Source organism: Bradyrhizobium sp. HKCCYLS2038 (genome assembly GCF_051167655.1).
Lineage (GTDB): Bacteria > Pseudomonadota > Alphaproteobacteria > Rhizobiales > Xanthobacteraceae > Bradyrhizobium.
In genome coordinates this window covers 269135-293230 of sequence record NZ_JBNPTM010000004.1, presented here as the reverse complement: position 1 = coordinate 293230, position 24096 = coordinate 269135, and the positions used below count along the sequence as shown (strand labels likewise).

The 24096-nt window shown below is 66.6% G+C and carries 18 protein-coding genes; 8 read left to right on the top strand and 10 right to left on the bottom strand.

What is annotated here, in order from left to right:
• Positions 1-11 precede the first annotated feature (11 nt).
• The 4 genes from ACQR1I_RS19370 to ACQR1I_RS19355 all read right to left on the bottom strand — a co-directional run bounded on the left by ACQR1I_RS19370 (position 12) and on the right by ACQR1I_RS19355 (position 4664).
• The gene (locus ACQR1I_RS19370; RefSeq protein ID WP_434866145.1) at positions 12-836 is read right to left on the bottom strand and encodes an MlaD family protein; all 825 of its coding nucleotides are present in this window, start codon (positions 834-836) and stop codon (positions 12-14) included.
• Between the two features lie 57 nt (positions 837-893).
• Positions 894-1610, bottom strand: coding sequence for a DUF1614 domain-containing protein (locus tag ACQR1I_RS19365; RefSeq protein ID WP_434866144.1), 717 nt, complete (start codon positions 1608-1610; stop codon positions 894-896).
• A gap of 114 nt (positions 1611-1724) precedes the next feature.
• On the bottom strand, positions 1725-2294 hold the full coding sequence (locus ACQR1I_RS19360; RefSeq protein WP_434866143.1) for a class GN sortase: 570 nt from the start codon (positions 2292-2294) through the stop codon (positions 1725-1727).
• Between the two features lie 102 nt (positions 2295-2396).
• Positions 2397-4664: a marine proteobacterial sortase target protein gene (locus ACQR1I_RS19355; protein WP_434866142.1), complete on the bottom strand. Its 2268-nt coding sequence runs from the start codon at positions 4662-4664 to the stop codon at positions 2397-2399.
• A 200-nt stretch (positions 4665-4864) separates the two neighbouring features.
• Between ACQR1I_RS19355 and ACQR1I_RS19350 the strand changes: the two genes are divergently transcribed.
• Positions 4865-5635 carry a helix-turn-helix domain-containing protein gene (locus ACQR1I_RS19350; RefSeq protein WP_434866141.1) on the top strand — a complete coding sequence of 257 codons (771 nt, stop codon included), beginning with the start codon at positions 4865-4867 and terminating at the stop codon, positions 5633-5635.
• 1169 nt (positions 5636-6804) lie between these two features.
• On the opposite strand, the gene ACQR1I_RS19345 is transcribed toward ACQR1I_RS19350, so the two are convergent.
• Positions 6805-8037, bottom strand: coding sequence for an ABC transporter substrate-binding protein (locus ACQR1I_RS19345; RefSeq protein WP_434866140.1), 1233 nt, complete (start codon positions 8035-8037; stop codon positions 6805-6807).
• A 68-nt stretch (positions 8038-8105) separates the two neighbouring features.
• Positions 8106-9656 carry an acyl-CoA synthetase gene (locus tag ACQR1I_RS19340; protein WP_434866139.1) on the bottom strand — a complete coding sequence of 517 codons (1551 nt, stop codon included), beginning with the start codon at positions 9654-9656 and terminating at the stop codon, positions 8106-8108.
• Positions 9657-9919: 263 nt separating this feature from the next.
• Between ACQR1I_RS19340 and ACQR1I_RS19335 the strand changes: the two genes are divergently transcribed.
• The 4 genes from ACQR1I_RS19335 (at position 9920) to ACQR1I_RS19320 (ending at position 13986) form a co-directional block, all read left to right on the top strand.
• Positions 9920-11059: an acyl-CoA dehydrogenase family protein gene (locus tag ACQR1I_RS19335; RefSeq protein WP_434866138.1), complete on the top strand. Its 1140-nt coding sequence runs from the start codon at positions 9920-9922 to the stop codon at positions 11057-11059.
• A gap of 137 nt (positions 11060-11196) precedes the next feature.
• Positions 11197-12366 (top strand): acyl-CoA dehydrogenase family protein, encoded by a 1170-nt coding sequence (locus ACQR1I_RS19330; RefSeq protein ID WP_434866137.1) that lies wholly within the window; start codon positions 11197-11199, stop codon positions 12364-12366.
• Positions 12366-13019, top strand: a complete 654-nt coding sequence (locus ACQR1I_RS19325) for a glutathione S-transferase family protein (RefSeq protein ID WP_434866136.1) — start codon at positions 12366-12368, stop codon at positions 13017-13019. Before ACQR1I_RS19330 ends, ACQR1I_RS19325 begins: the two co-directional genes overlap by 1 nt.
• 178 nt (positions 13020-13197) lie before the next feature.
• Positions 13198-13986 (top strand): helix-turn-helix domain-containing protein, encoded by a 789-nt coding sequence (locus ACQR1I_RS19320; RefSeq protein ID WP_434866135.1) that lies wholly within the window; start codon positions 13198-13200, stop codon positions 13984-13986.
• Here the strand turns inward: ACQR1I_RS19320 and ACQR1I_RS19315 are convergent.
• On the bottom strand, positions 13956-16538 hold the full coding sequence (locus ACQR1I_RS19315) for a cation-translocating P-type ATPase (RefSeq protein WP_434866134.1): 2583 nt from the start codon (positions 16536-16538) through the stop codon (positions 13956-13958). The two genes, ACQR1I_RS19320 and ACQR1I_RS19315, sit on opposite strands and share 31 nt — an antisense overlap.
• A gap of 206 nt (positions 16539-16744) precedes the next feature.
• On the opposite strand from ACQR1I_RS19315, the gene ACQR1I_RS19310 reads away from it, so the two are divergent.
• From ACQR1I_RS19310 to ACQR1I_RS19300, 3 genes are all read left to right on the top strand, one after another.
• The gene (locus tag ACQR1I_RS19310) at positions 16745-17611 is read left to right on the top strand and encodes a 3-keto-5-aminohexanoate cleavage protein (protein ID WP_434866133.1); all 867 of its coding nucleotides are present in this window, start codon (positions 16745-16747) and stop codon (positions 17609-17611) included.
• Between the two features lie 135 nt (positions 17612-17746).
• The gene (locus ACQR1I_RS19305) at positions 17747-19363 is read left to right on the top strand and encodes an acyl-CoA carboxylase subunit beta (RefSeq protein WP_434866132.1); all 1617 of its coding nucleotides are present in this window, start codon (positions 17747-17749) and stop codon (positions 19361-19363) included.
• A 17-nt stretch (positions 19364-19380) separates the two neighbouring features.
• On the top strand, positions 19381-21336 hold the full coding sequence (locus ACQR1I_RS19300) for an acetyl/propionyl/methylcrotonyl-CoA carboxylase subunit alpha (RefSeq protein ID WP_434866131.1): 1956 nt from the start codon (positions 19381-19383) through the stop codon (positions 21334-21336).
• 435 nt (positions 21337-21771) lie between these two features.
• Here ACQR1I_RS19300 and ACQR1I_RS19295 read toward each other — a convergent pair whose 3' ends face one another.
• The 3 genes from ACQR1I_RS19295 to ACQR1I_RS19285 form a co-directional block, all read right to left on the bottom strand.
• A complete protein-coding gene (locus ACQR1I_RS19295) occupies positions 21772-22134 on the bottom strand; it encodes a response regulator (RefSeq protein ID WP_434866130.1) in 363 nt (120 codons plus the stop codon).
• A complete protein-coding gene (locus ACQR1I_RS19290) occupies positions 22121-23503 on the bottom strand; it encodes a sensor histidine kinase (RefSeq protein WP_434866129.1) in 1383 nt (460 codons plus the stop codon). The genes ACQR1I_RS19295 and ACQR1I_RS19290 overlap by 14 nt, the downstream gene beginning before the upstream one ends.
• A 308-nt stretch (positions 23504-23811) precedes the next feature.
• The gene (locus tag ACQR1I_RS19285; RefSeq protein WP_434866634.1) at positions 23812-24078 is read right to left on the bottom strand and encodes a c-type cytochrome; all 267 of its coding nucleotides are present in this window, start codon (positions 24076-24078) and stop codon (positions 23812-23814) included.
• Between the last annotated feature and the right edge of the window lie 18 nt (positions 24079-24096).

The following is a 24096-nucleotide window of genomic DNA, read 5'->3' as shown; positions in this document are numbered from 1 at the left end:
GTGTCCGCCCCTCAGCGTGCCGCCGGCACCCGCCGCGGTCCAGGCGCCACCGGCTGGCCGCCGAACTTCGCGCTCATCGCATTGGCGCCGTCGCTGATGTCGACCAGCGTCTTGCGGCCGTCGTCGATGACCTTGGCGGACTTGCGCTTGAAGCTGTCGACCAGCTCGCGCATCGACTTGATCTGATCGAACAACTGTCCAGGATTGCCGTCCGCGAAGCCGGGAATGGCACCGTCGATCTTGGTCACCAGCGTATCGAAGCCCTTGAAGATGCCCTCGGCCTTGTCGATCGCGGCATCGAACGCGGCCGTCTTGGCCTGCAGCGAGGCGGTCTCGGTTTCGAAGCTCTGCAGCGCGTCCTTGATGGCCGGGGCATTGCTGACGACGTATTTGTCGATGTTGTGCACCGTCTCGACCATCGTCTCCTGGTCCTTGAGATCGGCCGTGAGCACCGGCACGCCGTCGTGATCCAGCGGCACCGGCGGCGCCGTCGGCGCGCCGCCGACCAGCGAGATCGCGGCGATGCCGGTCAGGCCCTGGAACTCGATGCCGGCCGTGGTGTCCTTGCGGATCGGCGCTGACCTGTCGAGCGTGATCATGGCGACGATCTTGCGCGGACTCTCGAGGTTGATCGACAGGATCTGCCCGGCCTGCACGCCATCGAAATTGACCGGGCCGCCCTTGCGCAGCCCCGCCGCCGAGCCGCCGTCGAACACCACGCGCATGGTGCTGCGCTGCTCGGCGAGGCGACGCTTCTGCGTGATCAGCACGCCGCTGATGCCGGCCGCGACGATCGCGATCGTCAGGGTTCCAACAATGAGATTGATCGCGCGCATTCGGTATCCGCTGCTGCCCCGGCTCGATTTTAGCCGCTAACCCGCCGAGTGGGAAGCTCAGCGCGCCAGGCCCGGGCGGGACGGGGCGGCGAGGCCGGCCAGCAGCACCGCGAGGATGCCGGTGAGAAAGACGCCGTCGAACGTCCCGGCGCCGCCGATCGAGGCCACGGGGGCGCCGAGGCTGCCGATCTTGTCGAGGTTCATCAGATCGGCCCCGACCAGCGTGCCCATCGAGCCGCCGATATAGGCCAATGGCGCAGCGTATTCGCGCGACAGCAGGAAGGCCAGGATCGCGGTGACGACCACCGGTGCGAACACCGGCACAGCGATACCCACGCCTTGCACGGGCGTTGCCATGGCATGGATGATCACCGCGATCACCAGCACAGCGATCGTGGCCCGCAGCCACAGCTGATAGCGCAGCACGAGATAGGTCGACATGATCGTGGGAATGACCGCGCCGCCGACATTCACCGCGAGCAGGGTGCCCGGCCATTGATGCACCAGCGGCACGACATACTGCATGCCGAAAAAGTCGATGATCTCGCCGGAGCGCGCGACCTGCCCGGGCAGCATGGTGATCGGGATGTTGAAATAGCTGCCGACCAGCGAGCCGAACAAAAGCAGCATCGCGGTGCCCGAGCTGACGCCGAGCTTCATGTAGGCGTAGCGCAGGATGCCGAGCTGGATCAGGACGATCACGACGCCGAACGCCAAGACCAGAATGGCGAAGAAGGCGGGGGTGATCGGCAGGTATTGGACCTGGGAATGCATGTCGAAAGCGCTTCGCAGTTGAGCCTTGCTGTCTCCCTGGGATCATCCCACGAGGACAGCAGGGTGACAAATGGGCATTCGGCGCTTGGTTCCCAGTGGTGACCATGATCGCCCTCACTCTCCCGTCGCGATCAGTCGGGCATGCAGCACGTAGCGTTCCGGCCCCTGTGTCAGCGCGTCGAACGGCCAGCAGGTCGACAGCACCAATTCCGAGCCGTCGGTCGCCGGATCGATGCCTGAGGCATCGAAGCGGACGACCTGGCTTGCATCGGCGCGGTAGCGGAAGGTCTTGCCGTCGCGCCTGACAATGTCGATCTCGTCGCCGATCCTGATGTCCTTCAGAAAGCGGAAATGCGTGTCGCGATGCGCGGAGTAGATGGCGATGCCGGGCTCGCCCGGCTCGGCTGTGCCCTCGACATGACCGGCGCCGAATGCGAGCGCCTGGCCGCTGGAGCCGGCCAATGCGATGGTTGAGACGCCGAGGCGCTTCACATCGATCCGCGCAACCGGGACGGTGTCGGCCCAGGACCACGGCTTCACCGGCTGGCCGGTCGCGATGGTCCGGCTGAAGGCGCGGTCGAGCAGCACCTGCGCGACGATGGCCTTGGCGTGGATGAGGGCGCCATGGCCGAACAGCATGAGACCGACGAGTGCGACTGCGAGCGGGATGGCAAATCGTGGCATTCTCTTTCCTCTCGTCATTGCGAGGAGCGAAGCGACGAAGCAATCCAGAGTCGCGTGCTGGGCCCCTGGATTGCTTCGCTTCGCTCGCAATGACAGTGCTCCTTAGTTGATAGCTCGCCGCCGGATGGCGACCAGCCAGATCAGTTCGAGCATCAGCACCGCCAGCCCGAGCAGCGTGCTGAGCTCCGCGTCGGTCGCCGTCTTCGGCAAGGTGACCGTCGCGGGCGCCGCCGGCACCACTGGTCGTTTCAGCGCGGCGAGCTGAACATCTCCGTCCGCTTCGGCACGGCGGTCCTTCTGCATCGCCGGCATCCGGCCACGCTCGCCGAACACCTTCTCGAAATCCCAGCCGGCCGGCAGGTTGATCGGCAGCTCGGCCAGCCGGAGCGGCTCGCCGTCGGGGCGGCGCGGGGTCTTGTCGACGGCGACGAGGCTGGTCAGGCGGGACACCAGCTGATGCTCGAGCGCGAGCTTCAGAATGGCGCCGTCGGCTTCCTCCGGCGTCATCTGCCGCATCGTCTTCGCCACCTCGGCGTCGCCAATCTTGCGCCGTGCCCACAGTTTTGAGAGGCCCTTGCCCTCGGCCGCGCCGGACAGCGGCAGCGTGATCGTCCAGGGCTGGTCGCCGATGCGGCCCTTGAGCTGCAGCGATCCGGCGAGGCGGTCGATCCTGGCGGCCAGCACCAGCGGCTCGTTCCGATAGACGTCCGGCAGCACCGCGGGCGTGAGGTCGGCAGAGGCTTCCGAGAACGTCGCGGTCAATCCTGTCACGACCGGATTCTCCAGCTTGGCAAAGAGATCGCGCATGCGCTCCTCGACCTGCTCGACCGAGCCGATATGGGTGAAGGCGCCGCGGCCGAGCTCGGCCGCGCGGCTCATCAGGTAGGTGTTGGGCGCCGAGCCGATGCCGACCATGAAGATGCGCGAGCGGCCGCGCATTGCGGTGATCGTTTCGAACAGCTGCTGCTCGTTGCCGATGGCACCGTCGGTCAGGAACACCACCTGGCGCACGCGATCGCTGTCGCTGCCATCGTCGGTGAGTGCCGCGCGCATCGCCGGCACCATCTCGGTGCCGCCGCGCGCATCGAGCGCACTGACGAAGCTCGTGGCGTTGCCGACATGCTCGGCATCGGCCGGCACGGCGGATGGAAACAGCACCGTCATCGTGTCGTCGAAGCGGATCACGTTGAAGCGGTCGCCCGGCTGCAGCCGTCCCAGCGCATAGAGCAGGCTGGCCTTGGCCTGGCGGATCGAGGTGCCGCCCATCGAGCCGGAATTGTCGATCACGAAGATGACGTCGCGCGGCTGCGGGCGCTGCGCTGTTGCCGCGACCGCCGGCGGCGTCACGAAGGCAAGCAGGTAGTCGGCATCGCCGACCTGCTCGTGAAACAGCCCGACCGACGGCATCTTCTCCGACGCCGGCTTCCAGGTCAGCTCGAAATCACGATCGGCCGGCACCACGCCTTCAGCCAATGTCACGACCCGCGTCTTCGCATCGGGGCTGTCGATCGTCACCTGGTGATGGTGGCTCTTGACCTCGCCCAGCGCGAAGCCCGCCTGCAGCCGCACCGTGATGCGGGTCGGATTGACGGGGTCATTCTTGGCGGGGTCCAGCACCTCCGGCGTGATGCGGTCGCGATCCGGCACTGGATCGTTGCTCGCCGCACCCCAACCGTTGCTGTCCGGCCGCAGATCGACGCTCTGCACGATCGGCTTGGGATTGTAGCGCGGCGCGACCACCAGGGGGACACGCAGCGAGAACTCGCCGCCGCTCGACGCCACCTGCTGCTGATACTCGATCTGCACCAGCACGGTCTCGCCGGGTCCGATATTGGCGAGCGAGTTGGTGAAGATGTTCGGACGTTCCTGCTCGGTCAGCGCGGCGGTCTTGCCCTCGCGCTTGGCCTGCTCGTAGATCACCTTGGCTTGCTGGCGCGGCTTGATATCGCCGACCACGACGCGGTCGCCGACGATCATCTTCAGCGTGTCGACGGCGCTGTCAGGCGGCAGCGGGTAGACGTAGACGGCCTCCATCCATTGCGAGCTGGTGTTCTTGAACAGCTGCGTCACGCGGGCCCGCGCCGTCGGGCCGGAGACGACGATGTCGACATCGATGCCGAGCCGCGGCGCCTCGGCATAGCCGGCATCGGACTTGAACAGCAGCGCGCCGGAGCGCGCGTCGCCCGGCCCAGTCAGCGGTGCGAGCGGTCCTTCGGCCGACCAGCCGGGCACGATGCTGAAAAACAGCGCGGTGATGCCGACCAGCGCCACGGCGGCGGCTTGCAGCAGCAGGAACAGCAGCATGGTCACGATCCAGGACCGGACCGGGTGGGTGCTGCTGCGGATGTCATCGTCGATGGTTTCGCTCATCAGGGGCTCCGCAACGAACAGAATGGGGCAGGCCGAACCTGAGCGCGGCGCGCGCTCGTCGCGAGCGGAATGGTTGGTCTTGTTCGGCCCGGGTCCGCCGCATCGTGTGCGGCGGTCGCCGCGGCAAAGGCTGGATTGTGCGGGTTTGTGCCGGTTTGTCCGTCTGCTAAAGAGATCGGCGGCACGCGGCAGGGGGCAGGATGTCGATACCGGACAACGAGTTGTCGGACGAGCAGAGCCGGCAGGTGGCGGAGACCATCCGCGAGGAGATCGCGCGCCGGCGGATGTCGCGGCAGACCTTGGCGGAGCAGGCCAAGCTGAGCCTGTCGACCTTGGAGAAGGCGCTCGGCGGCCGCCGTCCGTTCACGCTTGCGACCATCGTCCGATTGGAGCAGGCGCTCGGCATGTCCCTGCGCAAGGCGCCGAGCGCGCCGGTTGCCGCGCCGGCCACGAGCGGCGGCATTGCGCCTGATAGCCTCGGCTCCTACTCGCGGCGCGCGGTGGAATGGATCGAAGGGACGTATGTCACGCTGCGGCCGTCGTTCGGCGATCGCGAGGCCATCTACGCCTATCGCACCGACATCGTCTGGGACGATGCGGCGTCGTCGCTGGTGTTTCGCGAGGGCGCGCGGCTCGATGCTGCGTTTTCGCAGTTCGGCGAGGTCGCCGTGCCCAACCAGTCCGGCTTCGTCTACCTCGTCACCAACCGCCACGGCCAGCATCGCCTGATCACGGTGTCACGCCCGACCATCACCGGCGAGATGTACGGCATCATCACCACGCTGCTTGCCGGCCGCGGCTCGCTGCTGACCCCGATCGCCGCGCCGATCGCGCTGTTGCCGCTGCAGAGCGTGGCCGAGCCGAGTTTCGGCAGGCTCGGGGCTGACGATCCGCACTATCAGCTGTATCGCGACCACCTGCGCAAGACCGTCGAGGAACCGTTCGCACTGTTCGTGCAAGGCGTGCCGTGAGTCGTTGGCGCTGACCTAACCACCGTCATTGCGAGGAGCCAACGGGTCCGCGCAAAGCGCGGCCCGATGACAGGCTCCGCGACGAAGCAATCCAGAGCCGCACACTCCGCCCTGGATTGCGTCGCTGCGCTCGCAATGACGGAGCTTGTGGTGCGCGGTCTGCTTCGACCCACACGCTGTCGTCCCGGCGAACGCCGGGACCCATACCCCCAGGGAGCGGTTTGAGGCAGGGTTGGTGATTGGCCTTTTGCCCAACGCGCCCGCCGCGGCGTATGGGTCCCGGATCGGCGCCGCGCCGCGCCTCGCGGCTTGTCCGGGACGACAGCGGTGGGGAGGGCGGATTCACGATTCAAACAGCCGGGAAGTTGAGGCGCGTGAAATCTGAGGGACGTGTCGGTGCAATCTCGCGGCACATCGTGCCCGAGGTCTGCTCTCAGTTCGTCCCTCGCAAGCAGTGCAGAGGGCGCAGGGAATGCCGGGTGAGGGCCTCACCCATGGCCCGCCTGCGAAAAAAATGCAGGCGGCAGGTACCACAGGCAAAGCCGAACACGCCGGCATTCCCTGCGCGATGGGTTTCACGCTTATACGCAGTCTCCCTGGTGCGCCGGCTTGTTGGCCACCATCACCACGCGGCACGTCAGCGCCATCGCGGCTTGATACCAGCGTCGGGGTATCAGGACCCTGCGACTTCACGTCCGCAAGCGATCGTTCGTCCGCGCCCTCGTGAGAAGACGCTGCAATCGCTCGCGGCCACCGCATCCCCGCCTCGCGTGTCGTGACGATCGCGCGCAACGCCCCTCCGCAGTGAGGCGGGATGGGCGGAGATAATCATTGATTCGGAAAAATGGCAATATATTTTTGATTTACAGAATCTGCCCCGCGGGCGGTCTGCTCCCCTCCCCCTTGCGGGGAGGGGTCGGGGGTGGGGGTCCACGAGTCCCGCTCGAATTGATGAAAGGACTCGCGGCCGCGTCGGTGGAGATCAGAACGGCCGAGAGCCACACAGCGAGATGGTGGAGATGCGAGGACCTCACGCGGTTCAGCGCCCGGGGACCCCCACCCCCAACCCCTCCCCGCAAGGGGGAGGGGAGTCGACCGGTGTCGTGGTCAGAGGGTGCCCAAGCTGGCCTTCCGATCGCACGGGGGTGCGCAGCTGGGCTCCGGTCAGCCTACCCACCAACATCCGCGCTGATGATGTCGCCGAACAGGTCCCATTTGCCGTTCTTGAACTGCATCATCTTGAGCTGCTCGATCGGTGCAAAATCGTTCGGGCCGGTGTTGACCTTGATGCCAGGGATCAGGGTGTCGGGCGCGAAGTCCTTCAGGCTGGCGGCCTGCTTCATGACGTTCTCGCGGGTGAGATTGTCGCCGCACTGCTTGAGCACCTGGACCATGGTCTGCGCCGCCGCAAAGCCATAGGCGAGGTTGGCGTCGGAGATGTTGGCGCCCGGCATGTACTTGTCGATGAAGGCCATGAACTTCTTCATGCCTTCGTCGTCCTTCCACTGCGGATCCGACGGATCCTTGAGATAGCCGGCGGACAGCACGCCCTCGGACGCTTCCAGGCCTGCCGGCTTCATGACCGCGCCGATCGAGATCGAGACGTCGGTCATCAGGTGCATCGGCTTCCATTCGAGCTCGGCGATCTTCTTGATCGCCTGCGCGGCGAATTTCGGCGTCGAGATGTTGACGAACACGTCGGCTCCGGTGCCCTTGAGCTTGACGATGTGAGAGTCGATCGAGGGCTCCGAGGTCTCGTAGCTCTCCTCGGCGATGATCAGATCCTTCGCCTTGTCGCCGAAGACGTCCTTGATGCCGGCGACGTAGTCCTTGCCGAAATCGTCGTTGGCATAGAAGATCGCGACCTTGGCGTTCGGCTTGTTCTTGAGGATGTATTTGGCGAAGATGCGCGCCTCGACGCGGTAGCTGGGCTGGAAGCCCATCGTCCACGGGAATTCCTTCGGATCGTTCCACTTGCTGGCGCCGGTGGCGACGAACAGCTGCGGCACCTTCTTGGCGTTGTGATACTTCTGGACGGCGGTCTGGGTCGGCGTGCCCAGCGCGTTGAACACCAGCAGGACCTCGTCGCTCTCGATCAGCTTGCGCACCTGCTCGACCGTCTTTGGCGGGCTGTAAGCGTCGTCGTAGGAGATGAAGTTGATCTTGCGGCCGTTGATGCCGCCCTGTTCGTTGATCATCTTGAAATAGGCTTCCTCGGTCTTGCCGATGATGCCGTAGGCCGAGACCGGGCCGCTGTAGGTCTCGACGTTGCCGATCTTGATTTCGGTGTCGCTGGCGCCGGTGTCATATTTCTTCTGGGCGAGCGCGCTCTGGCTCGCCGCGATGGAGAGCGCGGCTGCGGCTGCGAGAGAGAGCAGAGTCCTGGTCGTCATCGGCAACATTCCCTGGGCTTCCTCTTGGTTGATCTCGTGGTTCGTTGATCGGCGGCGCGATGTGCGCAGCCGTTGGTCTATGACGCCTGCTGGACCAGATCGACGGCCGAGGCCGTCGCAAAGCTCTTGCGCAAGGTTGGCTTGTGGATCTTGCCGGTGGCGTTGCGCGGCAGCGCGTCGACGAAGCGGACGGTGCGCGGGCACTTGAAGCGGGCGAGGTTGGCCTGGCAGTGGGCGTGGATGTCTGCTTCGCTCAATGTCTGCCCCGGCTTGACCGCGATGATCGCCATGCCGGTCTCGCCCCATTGCGGGTCGGCGATGCCGATCACGGCGGCCTCGGCCACGGCGCTCAGCTGGTGCAGCACGTTCTCGACCTCGGCCGGATAGACGTTCTCGCCGCCGGAGATGTACATGTCCTTCCAGCGGTCGACGATGTAGTAGAAGCCTTCCTCGTCGATCCGCGTGGCGTCGCCAGTGTGCAGCCAGCCGTCAGTGAACGAGGAGCGGTTCGCATCCGGCCGGTTCCAATAGCCTGGGGTCACGTTGGGTCCGCGCACCCAGAGCTCACCGAGCTCGCCGACATCGGCATCCGTGCCGTCGGGACGGACGATGCGCACCTCGGTATGCAGCACCGGCTTGCCGGCCGAGCCGGCCTTGCGCCCGGCATCCTCGCGGTCGAGCGCGAGCACGGCCGGCGAGGTCTCGGTCATGCCATAGCCCTGCTGGAGCGCGACGCCGCGTGTCTCCCAGGTGTTGAGCAGCGGCACCGGCATCGGCGCGCCGCCGACGCCGCCGATCGTGAGCCGGCTGAAATCGGCGGTCGCGAATGCCGGATGCTGCGCCATGAACTGATAGATCGCGGGCACGCCGAAGAACACGTTGATGCCCTGGGCCGGATCATTGATCAGCTGCAGCGCCGCGCCGGGATCGAACGCGCGCATGATCAGCACGGTGCCGCCGGCATGCATCACCGGGTTGGTGTAGCAGTTCAGCCCACCGGTGTGGAACAGCGGCAGCACGGTCAAGAGCACCGATGACGGCGTGATGTAGGCGGGGCCGCCGAGATTGACGCAATTGTAGAACGTCATGCCGTGGGTGATCATCGCCCCTTTCGGCTGGCCTGTCGTGCCCGACGTGTACATGATGGTGGAGATATCATCGAGCGTGACCGGCTCGATGGCGGTGAGAGGCTTGGCGGCGGCGATCGCCTGCTCGTAGCTGGCGCCGGGGCCGTAGCGCAGCGCCGAGGCGACGCCGCAGAGACGGCTCACGGCGAGCGCGGTGTCGGCGAGGTCGTCGTCGTGGATCATCACCTTCGGCGCGGCGTCGCCGACGATGAACTGCAGCTCGGGAACGGTGAGGCGGGTGTTGAGCGGCACGAAGACGGCGCCGACACGGAAGCAGGCGAACTGCACCTCCAGCGTATCGGAGGCGTTCAGCGCCAGCACGGCGACGCGGTCGCCCTTGCCGACGCCGCAGGCGTCGCGCAGATGGAAGGCGAGGCGCGCGACGCGGGCGTCGAACTCCGCGTAGCTGAAACGCCTGCCGCTGCCGAGATCGACCATCGCGGTCTTGGTCGGCGTCCTGCGGGCATGATGCGCAATCCAGTCGTAATACCGTACTGGCACGGTGTCCCTCCTCGTGTCCGGCGATCTGTCGCCGGCTTGCTTGGCCGGCGCGTTCCGCCCCTGACGATGCAGGGCGGAACGCGCGGCGTTTTTGACCGCGAGTGGGCCGGTGAGTGCATTGCACTGTCTTGCGTCAAGACGCTGGTTGGGCGCCACGAAGGCGGGGCGCGCTGCACGTGATTTCGGCAGTCAGCCACTCGACGCAAGGCGATACCGACGCTTCCGGTCATCCTGGCGGCGCAGCAACCAGAGCTTCGGCGGTCATGGCGAAAAACCCGTTCTATACGGCCGAGCACGAGGCCTTCCGTGACGTCGTCAGGCGCTTCGTCGACAAGGAGATCGCGCCGTTCGCGAGCGCCTGGGACGAGGCCGGCGAATTCCCGCGGGCGCTGTACGCGAAGGCGGCCGAGATCGGCCTGCTGGGCTTGGGCTTTCCGGAGGAATTCGGCGGCGTCCCGGCCGACCAGTTCATGAAGATCGTGTCGTCGCAGGAACTGGCGCGGGCGGGGGCCGGCGGCGTCAGCGCCAGCCTGATGAGCCACACGATCGGCGCCCCGCCGATCGCGCGCGCGGCCCGGCCGGAGGTGCGCGCGAGGGTGCTGCCGGAAATTCTTGCGGGGCGGAAGATCTCGGCGCTTGCCATCACAGAGCCGAGCGGCGGCTCCGACGTCGCCAATCTCCGTACCAAGGCGGCGCGCGACGGCGACCACTACGTCGTCAGCGGCGAGAAGACGTTCATCACCTCAGGGATGCGCGCCGACTATATCACTGTCGCCGTGCGCACCGGCGGACCCGGGCCGGCGGGCGTGAGCCTGCTGCTCGTTCCCGGCGATACGCCTGGGCTGACGCGCACCAAGTTGAACAAGATGGGCTGGTGGGCGTCTGATACCGCGACCCTGCATTTCGACAATTGCCGTGTGCCGGTGGAGAATCTGATCGGCGAGGAGGGCCAGGGCTTCAAGCTGATCATGCACAATTTCAACTCGGAGCGCATGGGCATGGCGGCGAGCTGCACGGCGTTCGCCCGCGTCTGCCTCGACGATGCGATCGCCTATGCGAAGGAGCGCCAGACCTTCGGCAAGCCGCTGGCGCAGCACCAGGTCATCCGCCACAAGCTGGTCGACATGGCGCAGCGCGTCGCGGCCTCGCAGGCGATGCTGGAAATGTTGGCGTGGCGGCTCGAACAGGGCGACAATCCCGTCGCCGAGATCTGCATGATGAAGAACCAAGCGACGCAGACCATGGCCTACTGCGCTTCCGAGGCGGTGCAGATTTTTGGCGGCGCGGGCTTCATGCGCGGCATACGCGTGGAACGGATCTATCGCGAGGTCAAGGTCAACGCGATCGGCGGCGGCACCGAGGAGATCATGAAGGACCTCGCCAGCCGGCAGATGGGATTGTGAGCCGTGCTCTCTCCGCTCGTCATGCCCGGGCTTGACCCGGGCATCCACGCTGCGCACCACGACTGAACAACGACGTGGATGGCCGGGACAAGCCCGGCCATGACGTCGAAAGAAACACGACAGGAGCCCGAGGACGAATGCTCTTCACCGCCGACCATGACGAACCGCGCCGCATCCTGCAGAAGTTCATCGCTGCCGAGATCAATCCCCATGTCGACGAATGGGAGGAGGCCGGCATCTTTCCCGCGCATGAGCTGTTCAAGAAGCTGGGCAGTCTCGGCTTTCTCGGGCTCAACAAGCCGGTCGAGTTCGGCGGCCAGGGGCTGGACTATTCCTACGCGCTGATGATGGCCGAGGAGCTCGGCGCCATCAATTGCGGCGCCATCCCGATGGCGATCGGGGTGCAGACCGACATGGCGACGCCGGCGCTGGCGCGGTTCGGCTCGGACGAGGTCCGCAAGGAATTCCTCGCGCCGGCGATTGCCGGCGACTACGTGGCCTGTATCGGCGTCTCCGAGCCGGGCGCCGGCTCAGACGTCGCCTCGATCAAGACCCAGGCGCGCGCCGATGGCGACGACTACGTCATCAACGGCGGCAAGATGTGGATCACCAACGGCACCCAGGCGGATTTCATCTGCCTGCTCGCCAACACCAGCGACGGTCCCGTCCATCGCAACAAGTCGCTGATCTGCGTGCCGATGAAGAGCAAGGGCGTGCAGGTCGCGCGCAAGCTCGACAAGATGGGCATGCGCTCGTCCGACACCGCGCAGATCTTCTTCGACAATGTCCGCGTGCCCAAGCGCAACCGCGTCGGCGAGGAGGGCATGGGCTTCACCTATCAGATGATGCAGTTCCAGGAGGAGCGGCTGTGGGCGGGCGCGGCCTGCCTCAAGGCGCATGAGGCGATCATCAACGCCACCATCGAGTACACCCGCAACCGAAAAGCCTTCGGCCGCTCGATCCTCGACAACCAGGTCGTCCATTTCCGCCTCGCCGAGCTGCAGACCGAGGTCGAGCTCTTACGCGCGCTGATCTATCAGGCCGCCGAGGCGCTGGTCGCCGGCGAGGACGTGACGCGACTCGCGACCATGGTGAAGCTGAAGACGGGACGGCTGGGGCGCGAGCTCACCGACGCCTGCCTGCAATATTGGGGCGGCATGGGCTTCATGAACGAGACGCCGGTCAGCCGCGCCTATCGGGATTCGCGGCTGAGCTCGATCGGCGGCGGCGCCGACGAGGTGATGCTGACGATCCTGTGCAAGATGATGGGTACCCTTCCGGGCATGGCCAAAGCGGGGAACGCCTGATGATCACGCTGTATCATTGCGACGGCGCCCGCTCGTTCCGCCCGCTGTGGATGCTGGAGGAGCTTGAAGCCAACTACGAATTGAAGATGCTGCCGTTCCCGCCGCGGGTGCTCGCCAAGGAATATCTGGCGATCAATCCTCTCGGCACGATCCCCTTCATGATCGATGGCGAGACGAAGATGACGGAGTCCTCCGGCATCTGTCACTATCTCGGCATCAAACACGGCCCGACGCCGCTGATGGTTGCGCCTGAGGAGGCCGCCTACGGCGCCTTCCTGAACTGGATGTATTTCTCCGACGCGACGCTGACGTTCCCGCAGACGCTGGTATTGCGGTACACGCAGCTCGAACCGGAGGAGCGGCGCTCGCCGCAGGTCGCCTCCGACTATGCCAAGTGGTTCCTGGGCCGGCTGCGCGCGGTTGAGGCGGCGACGGCCAATGCCGAGTTTCTGTGCGGCCGCTTCACCGCGGCGGACATCGTCATCGGCTATGCGCTGCGGCTGGCCGAGACGCTCGGGCTCGCCAAGGATTTCGGGCCGAATGTCGCCGCCTATTGGGCGCGGCTGCAGCAGCGCGATGGCTACCAGCGGGCGCGCGCCGCCGAGCAGCGCGCCGGCGTCGAGCAGGGCATCAAGCCGCGCGTCCGGCCGTGAGTTGCGCACGTCATTGCGGGTTCGATGCTGAGTGTCGCCCCGGGAATGACGACCATCTCAAAGCCGTGAGTTAACCGCGACAAAAATCGGCAGTCGTCACCGATGACAGCGGCGCGATTTGCGTTATGGTTCTCGTCCAAAGAAGCGGCCGACAGAGCCGCGCCTCAGGAGGAAGACCATGGATGTGACCCGCCGGGAGTCCGGCCATCTCATGCTGATCACGCCCGAGCGCGTCTTCTACGCCGGGCTGCTCGGCCGACCGCGCCAGCGCTGCTCGGGCGCGTTCCATGTCTATGTCGCGCTGACCGGCAGCTTGCGGCTGCTGGCCGACGGCGAGGAGCGCCGCGGCGAGCTGCTGGTGGTGCCGCCGAACAAGCAGCATACGATCGAGAGCGATTATCGTACGGTCATCGTCGTGACGATGGAGCCGGAGAGCGTGCCGCTCGGCATTCTGGACCGCTTCGCCGCCCGCGTCGCCCGCGAGGCCGAGGTTTTCGCCTGCCGCATCCGGGCCGCCTATGAGGAGCTGGTGCAGCGCCCGCTGAGCGGCGACGTCACCAGCGCGGTGTTCGACCGGCTCTGCTTCGGCGAGGTGCTGCCGCAGCGGACGCTGGATCCGCGCGTCGTCAAGGCAATCGGCCTGATCAGCCGCTTCTCCGGCGAACCGGCCACCGCCGAGAGCTGCGCAGCAGCGGTGGGCTTGTCGACCTCGCGCTTCCTGCATCTGTTCAAGGAGGAGACCGACATCTCCTTCCGCTCGTTCCGCGCCTGGAAGCGCGCGCGGCATCTGCTCAACTACGCCAATCAGGATCTCAATCTCGCGCATCTCGCGCAGGACATCGGCTATCCCGACTCGACCCATTTCAGCCATTCGATCCGCCGTTTCTACGGCCTGAAGCCGCGCGCGATCTTCTCCGGCTCGCGCGATCTCGCGATCTACCGCAGCGGCGAGGCCGCACTGACCTGATCCGGTCCTGCTGCGCGCCGTGTCAGCGCCGCGCGCAGCGGAAACTTCGACAGTTCGAGCACGATCAGCGTGGCGATGGCGGCCCCCGCCGTGAGCGCGAGATCGTCGGCGTGCAGCGGCCCGAATTTGAACAGCGCCGCGACCGGCGGCACGGTCAGGCTGGTCGCGAGCACGGCGATGACGATCGCGATCACCAGCAGCAGCATCCGGTTCGGCCGCAGCAGGGCGTCGCGCAGCGAGCTCGAGAACGAGCGGTTGACGAAGATCAGGCTGACGATCACCGACACCAGGGTGAAGAACACCAGCGCGCGCAGCTCGTCGTCCGGCAGGCCGTTGCGATGTGCCAGCAGCAGCACGCCCCCGGTCGTGATCACGGCGAGCAGGCCCTGCAGCGCGCCCCACAGCACCAGCGGGCGCGGCAGCAGCGGCTCCACGGGATCGCGCGGCCGCCGCCGCATGATGTCGTCCTCCTCGGTCTCGGCCTCGAACACCAGCGAGCAGACGGGATCGATGATCATCTCAAGGAAGGCGATGTGCACCGGGCCGAGCAGCAGCGGCAGGCCGGTGAGGAGCGGCAGCAAAGCGAGGCCTGCGATCGGGAAATGCACCGCAAGGATGAAGCTCATCGCCTTGCGCAGATTGTCGTAGATGCGCCGGCCCAGCCGGATCGCCTTGACGATCGAGCCGAAATCATCGTCGAGCAGCACGATCGCGGCGGCCTCGCGCGCGACGTCGGTGCCGCGGCCGCCCATGGCGATGCCGATATGCGCCGCCTTCAGCGACGGCGCGTCGTTGACGCCGTCGCCGGTCATCGCGACGATCTCGCCATCGGCCTTCAGCGCGGAGACGATGCGCAGCTTCTGCTCCGGCATGATGCGGGCGAAGGCGGTCGGCGTGCGTGCCGTCCGTGCCAGCGCATCGTCGTCGAGATCAGACAGCTCCGCGCCGGTGATGACTTGCTCGGGATCGAGCCCCGCCTGCCGCGCGATCGCGGCCGCGGTCGCCGGATAGTCGCCGGTGATCATGAGCACGCGGATGCCGGCCGAGCGGCATTCCGCCACGGCGCCGGGGACCTCGGCCCGCAGCGGATCCGCGAAGCCGACGAGACCGCAGAAAGTGAACGCGAAGCCTTGCTGCGTCTCGGGCAATTCGTCGCCGCTCCAGTTCGCGCGGGCGACGCCGAGCACACGCAGGCCTTCCGCGGCGAGCGTCTCGATACGTGTCTGCAGCGCCGTCAACTCGGTGGCGTTCAGGCCGCACAGTTTTGCGATCGCTTCCGGCGCGCCCTTGGCCGCGGCCATGACGACGCCGTCGTGCGACCAGACATTGGTCATCGCGAGCAGATCAGGCCGCAGGCCATAACGCCGCTGCAACGTGGCGCCGGCGGTCGCGCCGGGACTGATCGACTGCAGCGCCTTCTCCATCGGGTCGTGCGACTGCGGGTCGCAGGCCAGCACGGCGGTCGCGACGAGATCGCGGAAGTCGGTCGTCACGCCATCGGGAGACGCCGTCTCCGGTTGCAGCACTGCGCCGTCGGGCCGCACCAGCCGCGCCACCATCATGCGGTTCTGCGTCAGGGTGCCGGTCTTGTCGGTGCACAGCACGGTGGCGGCGCCGAGCGATTCGATCGCCGCGGCGCGTCGCGTCAGCACCCGCGCCTGCGAGATGCGCCAGGCGCCCATCGCCAGGAATACCGTCAGAACCAGCGGAAACTCCTCGGGCAGCATCGACATGCCCAATGCGATGCCGGCCAGCAGCCCCTCCAGCCAGCCGCCACGATACAGCGCATAGAGCACGACCGTGATCACGACCACGATGCCGCCGCCGATCGCGAACGCCATCACGAGGCGCCGCGTCTGCTGCCGCAGCCGCGGCGTTTCGGTCTCCAGGGTGCTGACCGACTGCCCGATCTTGCCAATCGCGGTGCGCGGTCCTGTTGCCATCACCTCGGCAATGCCGCCGCCGCGTACCACGAGGCTGCCGGAGAACACGAATGGCTGATCGTCGCCGCCGGCCGCAACGGGCACCTTGCCATCTTCAGCCGCAGCCGCCCGCTTGCGCACCGGCACGGATTCCCCGGTCAACAGGGATTCGTCCGTCAGCAGATCGTCGCACTGGTACAACACCGCATCGGCCGCGACGCGATCACCTTCCACCAGCACGATGAGATCGCCGCGCACGACCTCGCGGCCAGCGATGCGGATGCGCTCGCCGTCGCGGATGACGAGGGCGCGCGGACTGGAGAGATCGCGCAGCGATTCCAGCACGTGCTCGGTCCGCGCCTCCTGCACGATGGTGATGAATACCGAGGCCGAGGCGAACACCCCGAGCAGCAGCGCCTCGGCCGTATCGCCGAGCGCAAGATAGATCCCGGCGCCCGCCAGCAGCAGGAGCAGCATCGGCTCCCTGAGCACGTCGGCCACGAGGCGAAAGATCGAGCGCGAACCCGCCTGCGGCAGCTCGTTGAAGCCTTCGGTCTGCAGCCGGCGCGCGGCCTCGGCGGCGCGCAGCCCACGCGATGAGATCGGTGCCGGTTGAGTGTCGATTGGCATTGCACGCCCGGTGAGGAGGACAGACAGGAAACCGCCTAGCGTGGACCATCGGCCGCAGGCTTGACGCAAAGCAATACCGGGAATGCGCCGCCGCAACCAGCGAGTCAACGCAAGCAGATCGCGCCGCGGCATCATCATATGGGCCGACAGCAGCACCGCGCGGCGTGCGCGCAAGCCTTCATCGAACGAGTGCCAGAACGACTGCCATGAGCGACAAAGCCGTCATCACCTGCGCGCTGAACGGCGTGCTCACCGACCCGAAGCAGCACAACGTTCCGGTCACGCCGGACGAGATGGCGCGCGAGGCGCGCCGCGCCTATGACGCGGGTGCGGCGATCATGCACATCCACCTGCGCCAGCAGGCACCGGGCAAGGGGCACCTGCCGTCCTGGGAGGTGAACGTCTCGCGCGAGATCCAGCAGGCGATCCGCGAGGCCTGCCCCGGCGTCATCATCAATCACACCTCGGGCGTCTCTGGCCCGAACTATCAGGGCGCGCTGGACTGCATCCGCGAGACCCGGCCGGAGATCGCGGCCTGCAATGCCGGCTCGCTGAACTATCTGAAGGTCAAGGCCGACAACAGCTGGGCCTGGCCGCCGATGATGTTCGACAACTCGGTCGAGAAGATCCGGGACTATCTCGCCGTCATGAAGGACGTGCACACGATCCCGGAGTTCGAGTGCTTCGATGTCGGCATCGTGCGCTGCGTCGGCATGTACCGGCAGACCGGCATGTATTCAGGACCGCTCGAATACAACTTCGTGATGGGCGTGGCTTCGGGCATGCCGGCCGATCCCGAACTGCTGCCGATCCTGCTCAAGCTGAAGCTCGACGAGGCGCATTGGCAGGTCACCGCGATCGGCCGCGCCGAGATCTGGCCGCTGCACCAGCGCTGCGCCGAGTTGGGCGGTCATTTGCGCACCGGGCTCGAGGACACGTTCTATCTCGGCGACGGCACCAAGGTGACCTCGAACGGCCAATTGATCGAGGCCATCGCCGCCTGCGCCCGCCGCGCCGGGCGCGAGATCGCCAGCCCCGCCGAGGCCCGTCAGATGTTCGGGACGGTGAACTGAGATTTAGCCCTTCGTCATTCCGGGATCGCCCGAAGGGCGAGGCCCGGAATCCATACTCACAGTCTTGGTTATGGATTCCGGGCTCGCGACTTCGTCGCGCCCCGGAATGACGGAAAGAAGAGAGAAACTCGTTTCGTGGCCATCATCGACAGCACCATCTCTCCCACCGGCGCCGCGTTCCAGGCCAACCGCGACGGCATGCTCGGCCTGATCGCACGGATGCGCGATCTCGAGGCGCGGACGCGCAATGCGTCGGCGGCGGCGAAGGACCGCTTCCATCAGCGCGGCCAGCTGTTGCCGCGCGAGCGTGTCGCGCTGGTGCTCGATCCCGGCGCGCCGTTCCTGGAGCTGTCCACGCTCGCCGGCTACATGTTCGATACGCCGGATCCGGCCAAGAGCGTGCCGGGCGGCGGCGTCATCGCCGGTATCGGCTTCGTGTCCGGAGTGCGCTGCATGGTCTCGGCCAATGATGCCGGCATCGATGCCGGCGCGCTGCAGCCTTATGGTCTGGACAAGACGCTGCGCGTGCAGGAGCTCGCGCTGGAAAACAAGCTGCCTTACGTGCAACTGGTCGAAAGCGCCGGCGCCAATCTCCTGCGCTATCGCGTCGAGGATTTCGTCCGCGGCGGCAACATCTTCCGCAACCTGGCGCGGCTGTCGGCCGCGGGTCTTCCCGTGGTGACCGTGACGCACGGCTCGTCGACCGCCGGCGGCGCCTACCAGACCGGACTCTCCGACTACATCGTCATGGTCCGCGGCCGCACCCGCGCCTTCCTCGCCGGGCCTCCGCTGCTGAAAGCCGCGACCGGCGAGATCGCCACCGAGGAGGAGCTCGGCGGCGCCGAGATGCACACCTCTATTTCCGGCCTCGGCGACTACCTCGCCGAGGACGACCGCGACGGCTTACGCATCGCCCGCGAGATCATGGCCAAGCTCAACTGGGATCGGCCTTCGCACGAGGCGTCGTCGGCGAAGCCGCCGCGCTACGATCAGGACGAACTGCTCGGCATCATGCCGCTCGATCACAAGCGCCCAGTCGACATGCGCCAGGTCATCGCGCGGATCGTCGACGACAGCGACTTCGTCGAGATGTCGCCGAACTACGGTCCAGCCACTGTTTGCGGCCACGCCCGGATCGAGGGCCAGGCGATCGGCATAGTCACCAACAACGGTCCGCTCGATCCGGCCGGAGCCAACAAGGCGACGCATTTCATCCAGGCCTGCTGCCAGAGCCGCACGCCGATCCTCTATCTCAACAACACCACGGGCTACATGGTCGGCCGCGCCTATGAGGAGGCCGGCATGATCAAGCACGGCTCCAAGATGATCCAGGCGGTGACCTCGGCGACGGTGCCGCAGATCACGATCTATTGCGGCGCCTCGTTCGGCGCCGGCAACTACGGCATGTGCGGCCGCGGCTTCCATCCGCGCTTCTGCTTCTCCTGGCCAAACGCCAAGACCGCTGTGATGGGCGGCGAGCAGGCGGCGGAGACGATGGCGATCGTGACGGAAGCAGCCGCCGCACGCCGCGGCAAGCCGGTCGAGCGCGAGAAGCTCGACACCATGAAGGCCCAGATCATCGGCGTGTTCGACAGCCAGATGGACGTGTTCGCGACCTCGGCGCGCGTGCTCGACGACGGCGTGATCGATCCGCGCGACACCCGGGCGGTGCTGGCGGAGGTGCTGGCGATCTGCCGCGAGGCGGAGGCGCGTAGCCCCCAGCGCATGCAGTTCTCGGTGGCCAGGCCATGAGCGCAGAGGTGAGTGCAATGTCGCGCAGGCCGTTCCACAAGGTGCTGATCGCCAATCGCGGCGAGATCGCGTTGCGGATCATGCGCACGGCGCGCCGGCTCGGCCATGGCGTGGTCGCTGTCTACTCGGATGCGGATCAAGATGCGCCGCATGTCCGCCTGGCCGATCAGGCTGTTCGCATTGGCGCGCCGCCGCCGGCGCAATCCTATCTGAACACCGCCGCGATCATCGCCGCGGCCAAGGCGACCGGTGCCGATGCCGTGCATCCCGGCTATGGCTTCCTCGCCGAGAACGAAGAGTTTGCGCAGGCGTGCAAGGACGCCGGACTCGCCTTTATCGGACCGTCGCCGGAGGCGATCAGGGCGATGGGCAACAAGGCCGGCGCTAAGGCGATCATGCAGCGCGCCGGCGTGCCCTGCGTGCCCGGCTATCAGGGCGAGGACCAGGGCGATGACGCGATGCTGCGTGAGGCCCGGCGCATCGGCTTCCCCGTGATGATCAAGGCGGTCGCCGGCGGCGGCGGCCGCGGCATGCGGCTGGTGAGCGAGACCGATGCGTTTGTCGACATGCTGCGCAGTGCGCGCTCGGAAGCGGCGGCGGCGTTCGGCGACGGCACCGTCATCCTCGAGAAGGCGATCGCCAATCCGCGCCACATCGAAATCCAGGTGTTCGGCGACAGCCAGGGCAACGCCGTGCATCTCGGCGAGCGCGACTGCTCGGTGCAGCGCCGGCATCAGAAGCTGATCGAGGAAGCGCCGTCGCCGGCGGTCGGCCCGGAGTTGCGCGCGCGCATGGGCGCGGTGGCGGTGCAGGCGGTCAAGGCGCTCGCCTACGAGGGCGCCGGCACCCTGGAGTTCCTGCTCGACGGCGCCGGCCAATTCTACTTCATGGAGATGAACACCCGGCTGCAGGTCGAGCATCCGGTGACGGAGGCGCTGACGGGGCTCGATCTGGTCGAATGGCAGCTCCGGGTCGCCGCCGGCGAGCCGCTGCCGCTTCGCCAGGAGCAGATCAGGCTCGAAGGCCACGCCATCGAGGTCCGGCTGTGCTCGGAGGATGCCGCCCACGACTTCATGCCGCAATCCGGGCGCATGGCGCTGTGGCAGATGCCGGAGACGATCCGCGTCGAGCACGCGCTTGAGTCGGGCGCGGAGATACCGCCGTATTATGATTCGATGATCGCCAAGCTGATCAGCCACGGTACTTCGCGGGAGGAGGCGCGCGCGCGGCTCATCGTCGCTCTGGAGCAGGCGGTCGCGCTGGGGGTTGCGACCAACCAATCCTTCTTGCTGTCATGTCTGCGGCATCCGGCTTTTGCCGCGGGTAAGGCCACCACGGCTTTCGTCGCGGCGCATCGTGACGAGTTGCGTAACCCGGCACTCGAGCCACCGGTTCTCGCGCTCGGGGCGCTGCTGCTGTCGGTCAGCCATCCGGTAGCGCATCCACTGCGCAGCGGCCGCTCGCTGTCGGCGGCCTTCGCGACGCCGCTCCGGTTCGAGCTCGGCGGTGAAGTGAAGGAGTGCGAGCTGTTGCGCGAGCGCGACGGCAGCTATCAGGTGACGTCAGATGGCGCCGAGCATTGCTGCGAGATCGTTTCGCTCACCAGCAATACGATCCGGGTTCGTCATGCCGGCGTCACGGAGGCCGCGCGCTTCGTGCGCGACGGCGATTGGCTGTACATGCAATCTCGCGGGCAGACGCTGACGCTGCGCGACCTCACGCTGGCCGCACCGCAATCCACCGCGGTCGCCGGCGGCGACGGCAAGGTCCGCGCAGCCTTGAACGGCCGCGTCGTCGCGGTGCTCGTCAAGCCCGGCGATCGCGTCGCGTTGGGGCAGCCGGTCGTGACGCTGGAAGCCATGAAGATGGAGCACGTCCACACGGCCGGTCTGGCCGGCATCGTGAGCGCGATCGACGTCGCGGAGGGTGATCAGGTAACGACGGGGCGGATCGTGGCGGAGATTGCGGGGTGAGGTCTGGATCGCCGCCCCGCATTCAGCCGGGTGGGGTCGCAAAGGCCGCTCCTACTAATACTTCCCGTGCCGCTGCCCCTCATCCGACCCTCTCCCCCTGAAGAACGGGGAGAGGGAGCGCACCGTTCGCGTGGCGACGGCTAGTGTATCATCGCGGCGCGAAGCCCATCATGGATGGCAAGCTTAGTCTCTTGAGGCAGTGTCTGTCACCGCGGGCGGTGCAACCTCTCCCCGCCCTTCTGCGGGGAGAGGTCGGATTGCACAGCAATCCGGGTGAGGGGCATGGGATTAAGTGAGCCGGTGGGAGGTCCATCGGACTCGCACGTTGGGCTACGGAACTGAATGACACGCTTGTCGCAGGCCAGCTGCAAAACTAATGAGTATGGCGGATGTAGTTCGCCGACCGAGCAAACTCGTACCACCGCTCCCCAAACCTCACCGCGGCAATTGTCGCCGCAACGTCGCGACCAGACGTGACGTCTGGAACGGCTTCGACAGCAGCGGTGCGGTGGCGAATTCTTCGGGGCATTGGTCGACGGAATAGCCGGTGACGGCGACGAAGGGCACGCCGGCGGCGATCAGGGCGCGGGCGATCGGCGCCGAGGTCTCCTGGCCGAGATTGACGTCGAGCACGGCCAAGTCGCAACGATGTCGCTGCAGCAGATGCAGCGCCTTGCCGACCGTCGGCGCGACGCCGATCACGGCGAAGCCGGATTCCTCAAGCTCGACGGAGAGGTCGAAGCCGATCATGGGATCGTCTTCGACGATCAGCACGTTGATCTTGTCAGCGCCGGACATGGCTGTTGCTGCGGCTCAGGCGTTGCAGGGGGCACCGCAGGTGCCAGCGTAGTCCGGATGGAGCGAAATCGACCTCGACCGTTCCGTCGAGCCCGGCGCGGACCATGTCGGAGATCACGCGGCTGCCGAAGCCGCCATGCTCGGGAGCAGAGACCTGCGGTCCGCCACTCTCGCGCCAGTCCATGTCGAACCAATCACCGTCGTGGCTCCAGGCGAGCGTGATCCGGCCGTCATCGGTCGAGAGCGCACCGTATTTGGCGGCGTTGGTCGCCAGCTCGTGGATCGCCATGCCGATCGCCTGCGCCGCTTCCGGCGTCAGCTCGATCGGCGGCCCGTCGATCGCGATGCGGTTGCCGACCAAATCGGCGAAGGCGCTCAGTTGCGATCGCACCAGGCCGACGATCGGAATGAAGCGCCAGTCGTTCTGGATCAGCAGGTCCTGATTGCTCGCGATCGCCTGCAGGCGCTCGAGGAAGCGCTCGAGATCGAGCTGGCGGCCGTGGCGGGTCATCTGCCGGGCGATCGCCTGCACCAGCGACAGCAGGTTCTTGCTGCGGTGATTGACCTCGGCGAGCAGGGTGCGCAGCTGCTCACGTGTCTGGCGCTTGTCGGTGATGTCGCGCACGATCTTGGACGCGCCGATGATGCGGCCGGCCGAATCGCGCACCGGCGACACCGTGACCGAGACGTCGATGAGCGCGCCGTCCTTGCGCAGCCGGATGGTCTCGAAATTGTCGATCATCTCGCCGGAGAGGACGGTTGTCAGGATGCGGTCCTCCTCGGCCTGACGTTCCTGCGGAATGATCGTCCGGATCGAGCGGTTGATCATCTCGCCTTCCGAGAAGCCGAAGATGCGCTCGGCGCTCTTGTTCCAGCTGGTGATGGTGCCGTCCAGCGTCTTGCTGACGACGCCGTCCGACGACGAGGCGACGATCGCCGCCAGCATCGCGGCGCCGCGCTCCGCCTGTTTGGACTGAGTCACGTCGCGGAGGATCCCGGAGATTCCGACGATCTGATCGTGATCGTCGCGGATCGGCGAGAAGGTCACGGCGACCTCAATCGGCCGTCCATCCTTCCTCAGTCGGACGGTTTCGAAGCTCTCGATCGCTTCCCCGCTGCCGACACGTTCGCGAATCGCGTGGGCCTCCTCCTTCAGCTCCGGAGGGATGATCTGCGACGCCCGTTGGCCGATCATCTCGGCCACGCTGTAACCCAGCAATCTCTCGCACGCCGCGTTCCAGCTCCGAATGATTCCGTCCATCGTCGTACCGAAGATCGCATCGGCCGACGCGTTCACGATCGCGGCAAGATAGGCCGTGTCGTCATGGCTCACGCGGGGGACGGGGGAGGCGCCGGGCATTCCGTGCACGTCGCACGCTCCTTGCTAGCAGTTCGGCAGAGAAGATGCCGCGCACCCGATTACCAACTCGTTTGTGTACGAATGCAAGTTCTATCTCGTTTGCTGCGTTTTGTTGGCTTTTTCCGGCAACGAGCACAGGGAGCCGCCCCGTCGGCAGACCATGGAGGATCATGCGACGTCCTGCAGTTCACGGCGGCGGCGTACACCCAACGCGGAGTTGACAGTTTTGTTCCGAAGGATCTGCGCCGAAAACGGAGCATCCGGCCGTCGCCGGCCATGGCGCCGCCGGCAGCCTACCGGCAGATACCCCCTGCCACCTATTTTCTGAGGCTGAGGATGTAGCCCGCCAGATCGTCCGCATCGGCTGCGGTGAGCGGGTTGTTAGCCATGGTTGCGTGGGGCAGCTGGAGGAACTTGACTAGCATCTCCCTGGTCACGTTCTCCCTGGCGGCGATGGCCACGAACGGCTGGGCGCGGCGGAACCTGGTCGGCTCGGTGCCGACCGCGTGGCACGCGGCGCACCAGCGCTCAGCAAGCTGGCGGCCGTGATCGATGTTGTCAGCGGCGGCCGCGAGCGGGATCATCAATAGGATCGTGCAGGC

Bases quoted from the DNA above. Each gene is read 5' to 3' on its own strand.
- ACQR1I_RS19345 (WP_434866140.1), bottom strand. From the start codon at position 8,037: ATGTTGCCGATGACGACCAGGACTCTGCTCTCTCTCGCAGCCGCAGCC.
- ACQR1I_RS19370 (WP_434866145.1), bottom strand. From the start codon at position 836: ATGCGCGCGATCAATCTCATTGTTGGAACCCTGACGATCGCGATCGTC.
- ACQR1I_RS19310 (WP_434866133.1), top strand. From the start codon at position 16,745: ATGAGCGACAAAGCCGTCATCACCTGCGCGCTGAACGGCGTGCTCACC.
- ACQR1I_RS19320 (WP_434866135.1), top strand. From the start codon at position 13,198: ATGGATGTGACCCGCCGGGAGTCCGGCCATCTCATGCTGATCACGCCC.
- ACQR1I_RS19315 (WP_434866134.1), bottom strand. From the start codon at position 16,538: ATGCCAATCGACACTCAACCGGCACCGATCTCATCGCGTGGGCTGCGC.
- ACQR1I_RS19285 (WP_434866634.1), bottom strand. From the start codon at position 24,078: ATGATCCCGCTCGCGGCCGCCGCTGACAACATCGATCACGGCCGCCAG.
- ACQR1I_RS19350 (WP_434866141.1), top strand. From the start codon at position 4,865: ATGTCGATACCGGACAACGAGTTGTCGGACGAGCAGAGCCGGCAGGTG.
- ACQR1I_RS19325 (WP_434866136.1), top strand. From the start codon at position 12,366: ATGATCACGCTGTATCATTGCGACGGCGCCCGCTCGTTCCGCCCGCTG.
- ACQR1I_RS19330 (WP_434866137.1), top strand. From the start codon at position 11,197: ATGCTCTTCACCGCCGACCATGACGAACCGCGCCGCATCCTGCAGAAG.
- ACQR1I_RS19365 (WP_434866144.1), bottom strand. From the start codon at position 1,610: ATGCATTCCCAGGTCCAATACCTGCCGATCACCCCCGCCTTCTTCGCC.
- ACQR1I_RS19300 (WP_434866131.1), top strand. From the start codon at position 19,381: ATGTCGCGCAGGCCGTTCCACAAGGTGCTGATCGCCAATCGCGGCGAG.
- ACQR1I_RS19295 (WP_434866130.1), bottom strand. From the start codon at position 22,134: ATGTCCGGCGCTGACAAGATCAACGTGCTGATCGTCGAAGACGATCCC.
- ACQR1I_RS19360 (WP_434866143.1), bottom strand. From the start codon at position 2,294: ATGCCACGATTTGCCATCCCGCTCGCAGTCGCACTCGTCGGTCTCATG.
- ACQR1I_RS19355 (WP_434866142.1), bottom strand. From the start codon at position 4,664: ATGAGCGAAACCATCGACGATGACATCCGCAGCAGCACCCACCCGGTC.
- ACQR1I_RS19335 (WP_434866138.1), top strand. From the start codon at position 9,920: ATGGCGAAAAACCCGTTCTATACGGCCGAGCACGAGGCCTTCCGTGAC.